Origin of the sequence: Agromyces sp. H66, from assembly GCF_004959775.1 — a bacterium.
GTDB lineage: Bacteria > Actinomycetota > Actinomycetes > Actinomycetales > Microbacteriaceae > Agromyces.
The window spans coordinates 107854-120091 of record NZ_SJZG01000005.1 but is presented as its reverse complement, the minus strand read 5'-3'; the positions used below and the strand labels follow the sequence as shown (position 1 = coordinate 120091).

The window sequence follows — 12238 nt, the reverse complement described above, 5'->3', positions numbered from 1 at the left end:
GTGAGGGGTGACACGGCCGGCCCGCGCCGTAGGCTGGCTGCATGACGGATGCCCCGCCCACGCCCCCCGAGGACACCTACTCGTTCCTGGGACCGGCCGGCACCTTCACCGAGGCGGCGCTCAAACAGGTGCCCGAGGCCGCGGGCAAGCACTGGCGGTCGGTGAACAACGTCGGCGAGGCGCTGGCGGATGTCACGAGCGGTCGCTCGATCGCCGCCATGATCGCGATCGAGAACTCGATCGAGGGCGGCGTCTCGGCCACCCAGGACGCCCTCGCGACGGTGCCCGGACTGCGCATCGTGGGCGAGTACCTCGTTCCCGTGAACTTCGTGCTCGTCGCCCGACCCGGCACGAAGCTCGCCGACGTGCGCATCGTCAACGCGCACCCCGTGGCCTACGCGCAGTCCCGCGGCTGGCTCGAGCGAGAGCTCCCCGATCACGGGCACATCCCGTCGTCGAGCAACGTGCAGGCCGCGTCCTCGCTCTTCGAGCCCGACAGCAATGCGGATGCCGCGGTCGCGCCCCCCGGCATCACCGAGCATCTCGACGTCGACGTGCTGGCCCGCGACATCGGCGACAACCCCAACGCGGTGACCCGGTTCGTGCTCGTGTCGCGTTCGCGGGTGCTCGCCGAGCGGACGGGAGCCGACAAGACGAGCCTCATCGTCGAGCTGCCCACCGACGAACCCGGCGCGCTGCTCGCGATGCTCGAGCAGTTCTCGACCCGCGGAGTGAACCTGTCGCTGCTCGAGTCGCGACCCATCGGCGACGCACTCGGCCGCTACCGCTTCGTCGTCGACCTCGACGGCCACATCGCCGACGAGCGCGTCGCCGACGCCCTGCTCGGCCTTCGCCGCACGAGCCCGAACGTGATCTTCCTCGGCTCCTATCCGCGGGCCGACCGGCGCGAGGTGTCGTATCACTCGAGGTACGACGACGAGATCTTCATCGAGGCCCGCGACTGGCTGCGCGGGCTCCTGAGCGGCGAGCCCGACTGAGGCGTCCGCCGGTGGATCCGAGAGGGGGACGCGTGAGCGAGGGGAAGGCGCCGCGGATCGATCCGCGATTCGACCCGCGCTTCCAGCGTGGCTATGTTCCGGATGCCGCGGCGGGGGCCGCCGAGACGCCGGGGGCTCCGTCGGCGCCCACGACCGGGCACGATGCCGCCGCGCCGATGCGGCCGCCCGCGACATCCGAGGTCCCGCCCATTCCGGGCGACGCCCCGGTCGGCGGCGCCGCTGGGCGATCGGTCGGTCCGCCGGCTCACCCGGCCGTCGTGGGGGAGCGGCCACCGGGTGGCGCAGCATCCGCCGGCACCGATGCCCGCTCGGCCATTCCCGAGGACGAGCCGGTGCTCACGGACATCTTCGGGCCGTCGAGCGTCGAGGAGTCGCGGAGCATCGCGCCGTGGTTCATCGCAGGCTGGGGCGTCGCGGTGGTCGCGACGGTCGTCGGCGTCGCGCTGTGGTGGACGTCGATCGCGAACCAGAACTACTACTCCGGCCCCGTCGATGAGTCGGATCGCTGGTTGCAGGCGTTCGGCTGGATGGTCGCGCCGTCGCTCATCGAGGCCGGACTGCTCGCCATCGTCGCCATGCTCGTCTGGACGGGCGTGCGCCACGCTCGCCGCCACGAGAATCCGTCGTGACGCGGAAGCTGCTTCGCAATCCTGCCGCCCTCGTGCTCGCGGCCGCGGTGGTGGTGTCGGTGTTCGCGGCGACCTGGGCGCTCGGCTTCATGGTCGACTTCCAGGGCACCTCGTGGCAGGGCGAGCCCACCGAGGAGCAGCTCTGGGAGCAGCGGTTCTTCCAGGTCGCCCAGTACATCGCGGAACCCGCGACGATGCTGGCCGTCTCGGCGACGCTGGGCTTCATCATCGTCGCGGCGGCATCGAGCCGACCGGGCCCGGGCCGCTACCGTTCGACGCGAACGATGAGCGCGGCGGGGGCGACGACGAAGCGCGCCGCCGTCACGACGCCGAACTCCTCGCCGTCGATCTCGACCTCCTGGGGTTCTCCCTCGATCGAGACGTCGACCGACCGGCCGCGCGAGTAGACGATCTCCCGCCGACGGTTGCCGCCCGTGAGGTCGATGAGCTGGCGACCGAGCGCCGTCTTGGCGAGCACCCGGTTCTCCCACGCGACCTTGCGCCAGATGAGCAGCCAGCCCCAGGCGTTGCGCGGCTGCAGCCGCACGACGTCGAGGTGCCCGTCGTCGAGCTCGGCGTCGGGGATGAGCTCGAGGTTGCCGGGCAGGTACCCGAGGTTGGCGATGAGCATGCTCGAGAGGCGCGACCGGTGGGGGCGCCCTCCGTCCATGCGGTGCACGGCGCGGAACGGCTTCGACGCGGGGATCGCGCGCAGCCCGGCGTCGACGTAGGCGAGCCAGCCGACGCGTCGCTTCAGTTCGGGGTTGGTGGTCGCGATCATGGTCGCGTCGATGCCGATGCCGCTCATCACGAGTGACACGTGCGATTCGGTGCTCCCGTCGGGGCGGGTCAGGTGGGCCACGAGCACGTCGACGGCGCGGTCGAGCCCCGAGAACGCGAGCACGACCGCGTCGAACTGGTCGTTCACGGGGATGCCGAGGTTGCGCGCGAACAGGTTGCCCGTGCCGAGCGGCACGAGCCCGAGCGGCATGCCCGTGTCGCGAAGGGCGGCCGCGACCGCTCGCACCGTGCCGTCGCCGCCGACGGCGATGACGAGATCGACGCCGGCCGCGAGCGCCTCCTGCGCCATGCCCTTGCCGGGGTCGTCGACGGCGGTCTCCAGCCACAGCGACGGCGCGAACTCCTGCAGGCGCTCGGCGCGGGCCACGGCATCACGCAACTCGTCGAGCCCGCTCTTCGTCGGGTTGTAGATGACCGCAGCCCTCGGACGTGCCGCCGCGGCATCCGTCACCTGGTCGTTCGCACCCGCCGCCACGAAGCCAACGGTATTGCATTCGCCTGCGAGACGGCCCGTTCGGGCACGCGGACGCCACGGATGCCGCGACTAGACTTGCTCGGGTGATCGACCCTGTGCTGCTCCGCGAGAACCCCCAGCTGATCAAGCGTTCGCAGGAGCTGCGCGGCGAGTCCACAGCGCTCGTCGACGCGGCCGTCGAAGCGGATGCCGCGCGCCGCACCGCGATCGCCGTGTTCGAGTCCTTGCGTGCCGAGCAGAACGCGTTCAGCAAGCAGGTCGCGCAGGCGCCGAAGGAGGCGAAGGCCGCCCTCGTGTCGCAGGCGCAGGAGCTCGCCGCTCGCGTCAAGGCCGCGAACCAGGCCGCGAGCGACGCGGATTCCGAGTTCATCGAGGTCGTGCAGCGCATCGGCAACGTCGTCATCGACGGCGTGCCCGGAGGCGGCGAAGACGACTACAACGTGCTCAAGGAGGTCGGCGACATCCCGGCGTTCGGGTTCGAGCCCCGCGATCACCTCGAGATCGGCGAGCTCCTCGACGCCATCGACATGCAGCGCGGCGCGAAGGTCTCGGGTGCGCGCTTCCACTACCTCAAGGGCATCGGGGCGCGTCTCGAACTGGCGCTCATGACGATGGGCCTCGACCGCGCGCTCGCGGCCGGATTCACGCCGCTCATCACGCCGACGCTCGTGCGGCCCGAGATCATGCAGGGCACCGGGTTCCTCGGGGCGCACTCCGACGAGATCTACTACCTGCCCGACGACGAGCTCTACCTCACCGGCACGAGCGAGGTCGCGCTCGCCGGGTACCACGCCGACGAGATCCTTGACCTGTCGAACGGCCCGATCCGGTACGCGGGCTGGTCGACGTGCTATCGGCGCGAGGCGGGCAGCGGCGGCAAGGACACCCGCGGCATCATCCGGGTGCACCAGTTCAACAAGCTCGAGATGTTCAGCTACGTCGATCCCGCCGATGCCGAGGCGGAGCACGAGCGGCTCCTGGCATGGCAGGAGGAGATGCTGCAGAGCCTCGGCCTCGCGTACCGCGTCATCGACACCGCGGCGGGCGACCTGGGCTCCAGCGCCGCGCGCAAGTACGACGTCGAGGCCTGGGTGCCCACGCAGGAGCGGTATCGGGAGCTCACCTCCACCTCGAACTGCACGACCTTCCAGTCGCGCCGCCTCGACATCCGGCACCGCACGGACGGCGGCAAGACCGCGCCCGTCGCCACGCTCAACGGCACACTCGCGACGACGCGCTGGATCGTCGCGATCCTCGAGACGCACCAGCAGGCCGACGGCACGGTCGTCGTGCCCGAGGCGCTGCGCGGCTACCTCGGCGGCCTCGAGCTGCTGGAGCCCGTCGCACGGTGAGCGAGCGGATGCCGCAGGCCCACGCCGCGGCCGAGCCCTGGCTGGTCGCCCTCGACGTCGACGGCACGATCATGCACGAGGACGAGACGATCGACGAGCGCGTGGCCGAGGCGGTCACCTCCGCGGTGGCGCGTGGTCACGAGGTGACGCTCGCGACCGGGCGCTCGTGGGCCACCACCGGACCGGTGCTCGAGCGGCTCGGCCTCGCTCCCGAATATGTCGTGTGCGCCAACGGCGCCATCACGATGCAGCGCGACGACGCGTCATCCGATGGGTACACGCAGGCGCATGTCGAGACGTTCGACCCGACCGCCGTGCTCGAGCGCATCCGCACCCACTTGCCGAGCGGACGGTTCATGGTCGAGGTGCCCGACGGCTTCCGCTTCTACACCGAGGGCATGAGCGACTGGAACCTCGACAACGCGCGGCAGGTCACCTTCGAGGAGCTCCTCGACCGGCGCGCGACCCGCGTGGTCGTGATCTCGCCCGACCATGAGCTCGAGGAGTTCCTGCAACTCGTCGACGACATGGGCCTGCACCAGGTCAGCTACGCCATCGGCTGGACGGCGTGGCTCGACATCGCTCCCGACGGGGTCAGCAAGGCGACCGCGCTCGAGCGCGTGCGCGGCTGGCTCGACCTGCCGCTTCATCGGGTGATCGCCGTCGGCGACGGCCGCAACGACATCGAGATGTTCACGTGGGCGGGCGCCGCCGGGCGATCCGTCGCCATGGGGCAGGCACCCGACGAGGTGCGGGCGGCCGCCGACGAGGTCACCGCCGACATCCATCACGCGGGGCTCGCCTCGGTGCTCGATTCGCTGCCCTGACCCGCATCCGGCGGTCGCTCAGGTGCGCCGGATAGAATCGGCGCAACGGGAGGGGGCACCGTGACGACGTCGCGCATGCGCGAGACCGCGGCCGAACCTGCCGTTCCGGCGCGGCACGCGCGGATGCCGCGGCACGGCACCTGGGTCACCTACGCGAAGATCGCGGCATCCGTCGTCGGTGTGCTGGCCGTGAGCGCCACCGCCGTCGCGTCCTATGCGGCGATCGACCTGCTCAACTCGGTGAAGCCCCCCGTCGAACTCGAGAGCGAGAAGATGCTCGAGGGCGTGCCCGACATCGGCGCCATGGAGGGCGGCCTCAACTTCGTGCTCGTCGGCAGCGACAAGCGCCCCGACGACGGCGCATTCGGCGACCCCGAGGTGGACTCGGCAGTGCTGAACGACGTCACGATGCTGCTGCACATCTCGCAGGACCACTCGCACGTCGAGGTCGTGAGCTTTCCGCGCGACATGCTCGTGAACGTGCCCGCATGTCCGGATCCCCAGGATCCGGCCACGCTCCTGCCCGAACTGTACGAGGCGAAGCTCAACGAGGTGCTGGCGTGGGGCGGGCTCGGCTGCGTCGCGTCGACCATCGAGCAGCTCACCGGCGTGCAGATCCCGGTCGGCGGCATCGTCGAGTTCTACGGCGTCGCCGCGCTGTCGTCGGCCGTCGGCGGCGTGGAGGTCTGTGTCGCCGAGCCGATCAGCGACGACTACACGGGCGTGCAGCTCGCGGCCGGGACGCATACCCTTTCCGGCATGGACGCGCTCCAATTCCTGCGTGTGCGCCATGGCGTGGGCGATGGCAGCGACCTCGGTCGCATCTCGAACCAGCAGACGTTCCTCGCGTCGCTGATGCGGACGCTGCAGAGCTCGGGGACGCTCAGCGATCCGGCGAAGCTGTATTCGATCGCGAAGGCCGTGCTCTCGAACATGACTCTGTCGACCGCCCTGCAGAACCCGGTGCAGCTCGTGTCGATCGCGAGAACCCTGCAGGACGTCGATCTCTCGAAGATCGCGTTCGTGCAGTATCCGACCGCGTACACCTGGGACTCCTCCGCGGTGATCCCCACGGAGTCGGCGGCCGTGCTCAACGCGGCGCTGCAGGCCGACCGGCCAGTGGCGCTCGACCCCGATGCGACCTCCAACGCGGAGTTCGGCACCGTCACCGAGCCGAACGCGCAGCCGGTGGAGCCGGCGCCGACGCCTGGTGACGCCTCCGCGCCCCCCGGCGACGCTTCCGCCACCCCCGGTCCGACGAGCCCGCCCGCCGAGGTGCTGCCCGGCGACGTCACCGGACTGACTGCCGCCGAGGTGCGCTGCTCGACCGCGAACGAGGGCTGACGGCCTCAGCACCCTCCCAGCCAGGGCTGGAAGGCTCCCGTTGAAATGCGCTTCGGCTAGAATCGGGGCCTGCCGCACGTCGCCGTCCCTCGTGGGGCTCGATGTGCCGCAGAGGAGGGCTGTCCGAGCGGCCGATGGAGCTGGTCTTGAAAACCAGTGGGCAGCAATGCCTCGTGGGTTCGAATCCCACGCCCTCCGCGCAGGAATGAACGAATCGGCTCGAGGCACGACGGAATGACAGGAGAGGAACCCGGTTGAACCAGGATCTGCCCCAGACCTCACGCCGCTCCGCGAAAGCTCCCTCCGTCGCACGTCATGGTCGCCTGAAGCGCCACGGCACCTGGCAGACCCTCGCGAAGATCGTGGGTTCCGTCGTCGCCGTGACGCTGGTCTCGGGTTCCGCGGTCGCCGCGTACGCGGCGCTCGATCTGGCGGCCACCGCGAAGCCCACCGTGACGTTGGGCAACGAGGCGGCGCTCGAGGGCGTGCCCGACGTCGGCGCGATCGAGGGTGGTCTCAACCTGCTCATCATCGGCAGCGACAGCCGCGAGGGCCAGGGCGACGGCTTCGGTGACCCCGAAGAAGAGCAGGGCGTGCTCAACGACGTCAACCTCCTCCTCCACATCTCCGAGGACCACAGCCACGCGTCCGTCGTGAGCTTCCCGCGCGACATGCTCGTCGATGTGCCAGGGGGCTGCACCGATCCCGAGTCCGGCGAGGAGCTCTGGGAGCAGTACGACGTGAAGATCAACTCGATACTCGAGTACGGGGGCATGCCCTGCGTCGTGAAGACCGTCGAGGAGCTGACCGGCGTGCCCATTCTCTTCGCGGGAATCGTGCAGTTCCTGGGCGCCGCAGCGATCTCCGAGGCCGTCGGCGGTGTCGACGTCTGTGTCGCCGAGCCCATCGAGGACACCCACACCGACCTGTTCCTCCCGGCCGGCATGCATGAACTGAAGGGTGTGCAGGCGCTGCAGTTCCTCCGCACCCGCTACGGCGTCGGCGACGGCAGCGACCTCGGCCGCATCTCCAACCAGCAGGTCTTCATGTCGGCGCTCGCGCGTGAGCTGCAGGCGGAGGGAACGCTGACCGACCCGACGAAGCTCTTCTCCATCGCCAAGGCGGCGCTCCAGAACATGCAGCTCTCTGACAGCCTCATGGATCCGACGCGAATGATCTCCATCGCCAAGGCGGTGAAGGACACCGACCTCGCCAAGATCGCGTTCATCCAGTACCCGACGGGGTACACCGAGGACGGCGGTGCCCTGATTCCCGGTGAATCGGCCGAGATCGTGAACCTGGCGCTCCAGAACGACACGCCGGTCATCTTCGACCCGGCCGCCCAGGAAGCCTCCTTTGCGTCGACCGCCGACCCGAACGCGCCGCCGCCCGAGGAGGCGCCCGCCGAGGAGGCGCCCGCCGAGGAGGCTCCCGCCGATCCTGCCGCTCCCGCCCCGACGGCCGAGGCGCTGCCGAGCGACGTGACCGGCCAGACCGCGGCCGACGTGCGGTGCTCGGCCGGTCGCACGCTCGACGATCAGTAGCGGCATCCGCCCGATGTCGACTCGAATCGCTTCGGCGCCGACTGCGGGTTATGATGGCAATCGCGTGCGCGCAAGCGTCGCGCGAGGAGACGTCGCATAGTCCGGTCGAGTGCACCACCCTGCTAAGGTGGAGTCCCCGTAAGGGGACCGCGGGTTCAAATCCCGCCGTCTCCGCTCCCTTTCGCTCCCGCGATCATCCCCGTCGTGCGAACGTGATGTGCGTGACGCCGCTCGGCGACGACACCTGTTCGACGTCGTATCCGCTCTCGAGACCTTCGAGTCCGTCCCAGAGGCGGACGCCCCGACCCAGCACGATCGGAACCTGCACGACGTGCAGCACATCCACGAGCCCGGCCGCGAGGAACTCGCGGATCATCGTGGCGCCGCCGCCGAGACGGATGTCACGGTCGCCCGCAGCCTCGCGCGCCTGCGCGAGGGCATCCTGCGGGGACGCGTCGATGAAGTGGAAGACCGTGCCGCCATCCATCTCGATCGACGGCCGCGGGTGGTGGGTCAGCACGAACACCGGCGTGTGCAACGGCGGGTTCTCGCCCCACCACCCGCGCCACTCCTCGTCGCTGCCGAGGTCGGTCCACGGGCCGGTCTGCGGGCCGAACTTGCCGCGGCCCATGATCTCGGCCCCGATGCCCAGGCTGTCATGCCGTTCGGCGAACGCGTTGTCGACACCGTCGGATCCACCGGGCTCGCCCAGCATCTCGTGGCCGAAGCGCGTCGCGAACATCCACTCGTGCAGCCGTTCGCCGGCATGCCCGAATGGGGCGTCGAGGCTGAGCCCCTCGCCGGTGGCGAATCCGTCGAGGGAGATGGAGAAATTCTGAACTCGGACGAGTGACATCCTTCTGGCCTCCAAAGTGATTGCTGATCGAAAGCACCTCGCACACTAATCGAGCCGATTGCGAACCGCAACCACTACCATGGATCCCATGGAAGTCGCCCCGCGTTCCGGCTGCGCGATCAACGCCGCCGTCGAGGTGCTCGGCGACCCCTGGACGATGCTGGTGCTCCGCGACATCATGTTCGGCAACCGCCGGCATTTCCGTGAGCTCGTGGCCGGGTCGGAAGAGGGCATCGCGACGAACATCCTCGCCAGCCGGCTGAAGCGACTCGTCGAGGGCGGGTTGCTCACCCGCGACGACGCACGCCGCGGCCAGCGGGCGATGTACTCGCTCACCGAGGCGGGCATCCAAGTGCTGCCGATCATGGCCGCGCTGGGCACGTGGGGCCTCGCGCACCGCGACGGCGAGCAGCGCCTGCGCGTGCGTGCCGAACTGCTGCGCGACGGCGGCCCCGAACTCGTCGACGCCATGATGGACGAGCTCCGCGAACTGCACCTCGGCATCCCGCGTCCCGACGCGAACGCCCCGAGGCCGAGTGAGCAGCTCGCGGCGGCCTACGAGGCCGCGATGCGCGACGCAGGCCGCGACTCGGCGTGAGGGTCGCGGTCGTATGGCCGATCACACCTCGACCCAGTGACGCAGTTTCTCGGGGCGCAATCGGATCCACACCATGGTGATCAGACCCCGGGTGAAGTCGATGGTCATGGCCGCGATCGGTTCGTCGTGCCGGTTGAGGATGAGCCCGGCCTGCGCGTTGACGGAACGTTCGTCGATGACGAGGCCGGGCTTGGGCGCCATTCCGTGCAAGAGCAGGACGAGTGTGTCGTGGACGCCGCGCACCACCCTGATCGCGGGGTGTTCGCGATCGCCGGCGTCGACGACGACGGCGACACCGGGGTCCAGGAGCGACGCAAGGCGCGCCGTGTCGCCGTGCTCGGCGGCTTCGCGGAACTCGTGCACGGCACGGTGATGCAATGGCCGGGCGATTCTCATGGTCTCCCCTTCCGGCCCGGCGATGCAGTGACCGCGGAACCTACACATGAAGACAATCCGCACGGCCGTTCTGTGACGCTGCGACGCGGGTCGGGGCGTTCCCAGCCTGTCAATCCCGAGACACCCGTCCCCCCGCGCGCTAGCGTCGAACTGCAGACCGACGCCCGCGTCGGCCGGGAGGGGTCAGGATGTCTCGCAACGTCCGCGCCATGGCGTGCTCGCCCGAGGCGGTGTTCGAGGTGCTCGCCGACGGCTGGTTGTATCCGAGTTGGGTGGTCGGCGCGTCGCGGATGCGCGACGTCGACGCCGCGTGGCCGTCGACGGGCAGCGAACTCCACCATTCGGTCGGCGCGTGGCCGGTGCTGATCGACGACGACACCGTGAGCGTGGAGTGGGCGCCGCCGCACCGCGCGGTGATGCGCGCGAAGGGATGGCCGATCGGGGAGGCGCGCGTCACGATCGAGGTGCGGCCGCACGGTGACGGATGCCTCGTCCGCATGAGCGAGGACGCCGTGGAAGGGCCGGCCGAGCTGATCCCGCGGTTCCTCATCGAGCCGGTGCTGTACTTCCGCAACCGGGAGACGCTGCACCGACTGGCATACCTGGCCGAGGGACGCGAGCAGAACCGCGAGCGCTGAGTCGCGGCATCCGCTCGGCTGCTACTCCGTCTCGGCGGGCACGCGAACGGCGAGACCGCCGGCCTCGATCCACGTGCGGAACGCCTGCGTTCGGCCGAAGCCGTCGCCGTCGAGCTCGAGTTCCTCGGGATGGCTCAGCACCACGTCGAGCCGGCGACCCTTGATGTAGCGCAGGGCGTCGACATCGGGGCTGACCAGCTTGCGGCCGACCCTGCTTCGACGCAGCACGCCGTTCTCCCAGACGACCTTGACGAAGATCTGCAGCCAGCCCCATGCGCTCTCGGGTCGCAGGAACACCGCCTCGAACCGGCCGTCGTCGATCGCCGCCTCGGGCAGGAGGAGGATGTTGGCGGGCAGCGATCCGCAGTTGCCGATGATGAGCGTGTGCGCCGAGACGGAGCGGGTGCCGTGCCGGTCGAGTCGGTATCGCATGCGCAGCCGGTTCTTGTCCCTGAGCGCCTTGCGCATGGCGTCGACGTAGGCGAGCCAGCCGACCTTGGCCTTCAGCTCCTCGTCGGTGTGCGACAGCATCTTGGCGTCGAGTCCGAGCCCCGCCATGACGAGGAAGGCCTGTCGTTCGACCCTGCCGGCGTCGCGGCGGATGTCGACCCACGCGAGGTCGATCCGCCGGTCGACCCCCGTGAAGGCGACGCGGATCGAGTTGGCGAGATCGTCGAGCGTGAGGTCGAGATTCCGAGCGAGCAGGTTGCCGGTTCCCGAGGGCAGCAGGGCGAGCGAGGCCGCCGAGCCGGCGAGCACTTGGGCCACCGCGCGCACGGTGCCATCGCCGCCCGCGGCGATGACGAGGTCGGCGCCCTCCTCCAGGGCACGGTGGGCCTGGCCGGTTCCGGGATCCTCCTCGGTCGTCTCGAACCACCGGGTCTCCGCCCAGCTCTCGGCTCCGGGCTCCGCGGCGACGGCGGCGCGGATCTCGTCGACATCGACCTTGACCGGGTTGTAGATCACCGCGGCGCGACGCTTCGCGGTGTCCGACCCGCTCAGCGGTCCATCTCCCCGGGCGTGACGTCGACGTCGCCGGGCGTGACGTCGACGGGCTTCGACTCGAGGTTCGGTCGCGCGCCGGTCTCGTCTTGCGTGCTCATGCTGCCGAGCCTAGGTTCGTCCCGGCATGATTGCAGCCCCTTGACGTGCCCGCTCGCGTTGTGCGTGACGCCGTTCGGCGCCTCATCGTTCGCGCGTCGCCGTCCGGTGAAGACGCGCACACGCAGGGTGGCAGGATCTTGGCGATCGTTGTCGGTGGGTGCCCGATAGGCTGGGAAAAACACCAGATCACCGGGAGTATATGCAAATGCAACGAATCAAGATGTCTGCCGCGCTCGTCTTCGCGGGCGCCCTGCTGTTGTCGGGTTGCGCCGCCGGCGGCGGGAGCGGTGACGCGTCGGGCGACGCATGCGAGACGATCCGCGCCGAGGTGCGCGACATCTCGAACGGCGCGCAGAACGCGCTCGCGGCAGGCGGGGACCCGAGCGAGGTCCAGTCCGCGCTCGAGGGGTACAGCGAGCGTGCCGATGCGCTCGGCGAGGAGGCCGACGACGACGTCGCCGGCGCACTCGACGCGCTCGTCGGTGCTCTCGACGAGGCCGCCGGCTTCGCCGAGACGCTGCCGACCGATCCCGAGGCCGAGGTCGACGGCGAGGCCGTCGCCGAGCACCAGACGGCGATCCAGGAGGCCGCGACCGAGGTCGCCAGCGCGTGCGCGGCTGACACCGAGAACTGAGCTCTCTCCCACGCAGTGCGG

At 70.1% G+C, this 12238-nt stretch carries 13 protein-coding genes and 2 tRNA genes; 11 read left to right on the top strand and 4 right to left on the bottom strand.

The features are described 5' to 3' along the window. The first annotated feature begins 41 nt into the window (after nucleotides 1–41). Both pheA and EZM51_RS10450 read left to right on the top strand, forming a co-directional pair. Nucleotides 42–998: a prephenate dehydratase gene (gene pheA / locus EZM51_RS10455; RefSeq protein ID WP_136708196.1), complete on the top strand. Its 957-nt coding sequence runs from the start codon at nucleotides 42–44 to the stop codon at nucleotides 996–998. A 32-nt stretch (nucleotides 999–1030) separates the two neighbouring features. Next, the gene (locus EZM51_RS10450; protein WP_136708195.1) at nucleotides 1031–1648 is read left to right on the top strand and encodes a hypothetical protein; all 618 of its coding nucleotides are present in this window, start codon (nucleotides 1031–1033) and stop codon (nucleotides 1646–1648) included. A 265-nt stretch (nucleotides 1649–1913) separates the two neighbouring features. Here the strand turns inward: EZM51_RS10450 and EZM51_RS10445 are convergent, their stop codons facing one another. Continuing rightward, entirely contained in the window at nucleotides 1914–2924 is a 1011-nt protein-coding gene (locus EZM51_RS10445; protein WP_136708194.1) for a diacylglycerol kinase family protein, read from the bottom strand. Between the two features lie 83 nt (nucleotides 2925–3007). Between EZM51_RS10445 and serS the strand changes: the two genes are divergently transcribed. From serS to EZM51_RS10415, 6 genes are all read left to right on the top strand, one after another. After that, complete coding sequence (gene serS / locus EZM51_RS10440; protein WP_136708193.1) at nucleotides 3008–4276, top strand: serine--tRNA ligase; 1269 nt, start codon at nucleotides 3008–3010, stop codon at nucleotides 4274–4276. Further along, nucleotides 4273–5103 carry an HAD-IIB family hydrolase gene (locus EZM51_RS10435; RefSeq protein WP_248305586.1) on the top strand — a complete coding sequence of 277 codons (831 nt, stop codon included), beginning with the start codon at nucleotides 4273–4275 and terminating at the stop codon, nucleotides 5101–5103. Before serS ends, EZM51_RS10435 begins: the two co-directional genes overlap by 4 nt. 60 nt (nucleotides 5104–5163) lie before the next feature. After that, on the top strand, nucleotides 5164–6447 hold the full coding sequence (locus EZM51_RS10430; RefSeq protein WP_136708191.1) for an LCP family protein: 1284 nt from the start codon (nucleotides 5164–5166) through the stop codon (nucleotides 6445–6447). A 113-nt stretch (nucleotides 6448–6560) separates the two neighbouring features. Next, a tRNA-Ser gene (locus EZM51_RS10425) sits at nucleotides 6561–6645 on the top strand. A 56-nt stretch (nucleotides 6646–6701) separates the two neighbouring features. Beyond that, the gene (locus EZM51_RS10420; RefSeq protein WP_136708190.1) at nucleotides 6702–7991 is read left to right on the top strand and encodes an LCP family protein; all 1290 of its coding nucleotides are present in this window, start codon (nucleotides 6702–6704) and stop codon (nucleotides 7989–7991) included. Nucleotides 7992–8076: 85 nt separating this feature from the next. Continuing rightward, nucleotides 8077–8165 (top strand) — tRNA-Ser (locus tag EZM51_RS10415). Between the two features lie 19 nt (nucleotides 8166–8184). Here EZM51_RS10415 and EZM51_RS10410 read toward each other — a convergent pair. Beyond that, a complete protein-coding gene (locus EZM51_RS10410) occupies nucleotides 8185–8847 on the bottom strand; it encodes a dihydrofolate reductase family protein (protein ID WP_136708189.1) in 663 nt (220 codons plus the stop codon). Nucleotides 8848–8935: 88 nt separating this feature from the next. Between EZM51_RS10410 and EZM51_RS10405 the strand changes: the two genes are divergently transcribed. Beyond that, a complete protein-coding gene (locus EZM51_RS10405) occupies nucleotides 8936–9445 on the top strand; it encodes a helix-turn-helix domain-containing protein (RefSeq protein ID WP_136708188.1) in 510 nt (169 codons plus the stop codon). Nucleotides 9446–9466: 21 nt separating this feature from the next. Here the strand turns inward: EZM51_RS10405 and EZM51_RS10400 are convergent, their stop codons facing one another. Further along, nucleotides 9467–9841, bottom strand: coding sequence for a hypothetical protein (locus EZM51_RS10400; RefSeq protein WP_136708187.1), 375 nt, complete (start codon nucleotides 9839–9841; stop codon nucleotides 9467–9469). Nucleotides 9842–10029: 188 nt separating this feature from the next. Between EZM51_RS10400 and EZM51_RS10395 the strand changes: the two genes are divergently transcribed. Then, nucleotides 10030–10479 (top strand): SRPBCC family protein, encoded by a 450-nt coding sequence (locus EZM51_RS10395; RefSeq protein ID WP_136708186.1) that lies wholly within the window; start codon nucleotides 10030–10032, stop codon nucleotides 10477–10479. Nucleotides 10480–10500: 21 nt separating this feature from the next. Here EZM51_RS10395 and EZM51_RS10390 read toward each other — a convergent pair whose 3' ends face one another. Further along, nucleotides 10501–11445, bottom strand: a complete 945-nt coding sequence (locus EZM51_RS10390) for a diacylglycerol kinase family protein (protein ID WP_248305585.1) — start codon at nucleotides 11443–11445, stop codon at nucleotides 10501–10503. Nucleotides 11446–11788: 343 nt separating this feature from the next. On the opposite strand from EZM51_RS10390, the gene EZM51_RS10385 reads away from it, so the two are divergent. Beyond that, complete coding sequence (locus EZM51_RS10385; RefSeq protein ID WP_136708184.1) at nucleotides 11789–12217, top strand: hypothetical protein; 429 nt, start codon at nucleotides 11789–11791, stop codon at nucleotides 12215–12217. Nucleotides 12218–12238: the final 21 nt, after the last annotated feature.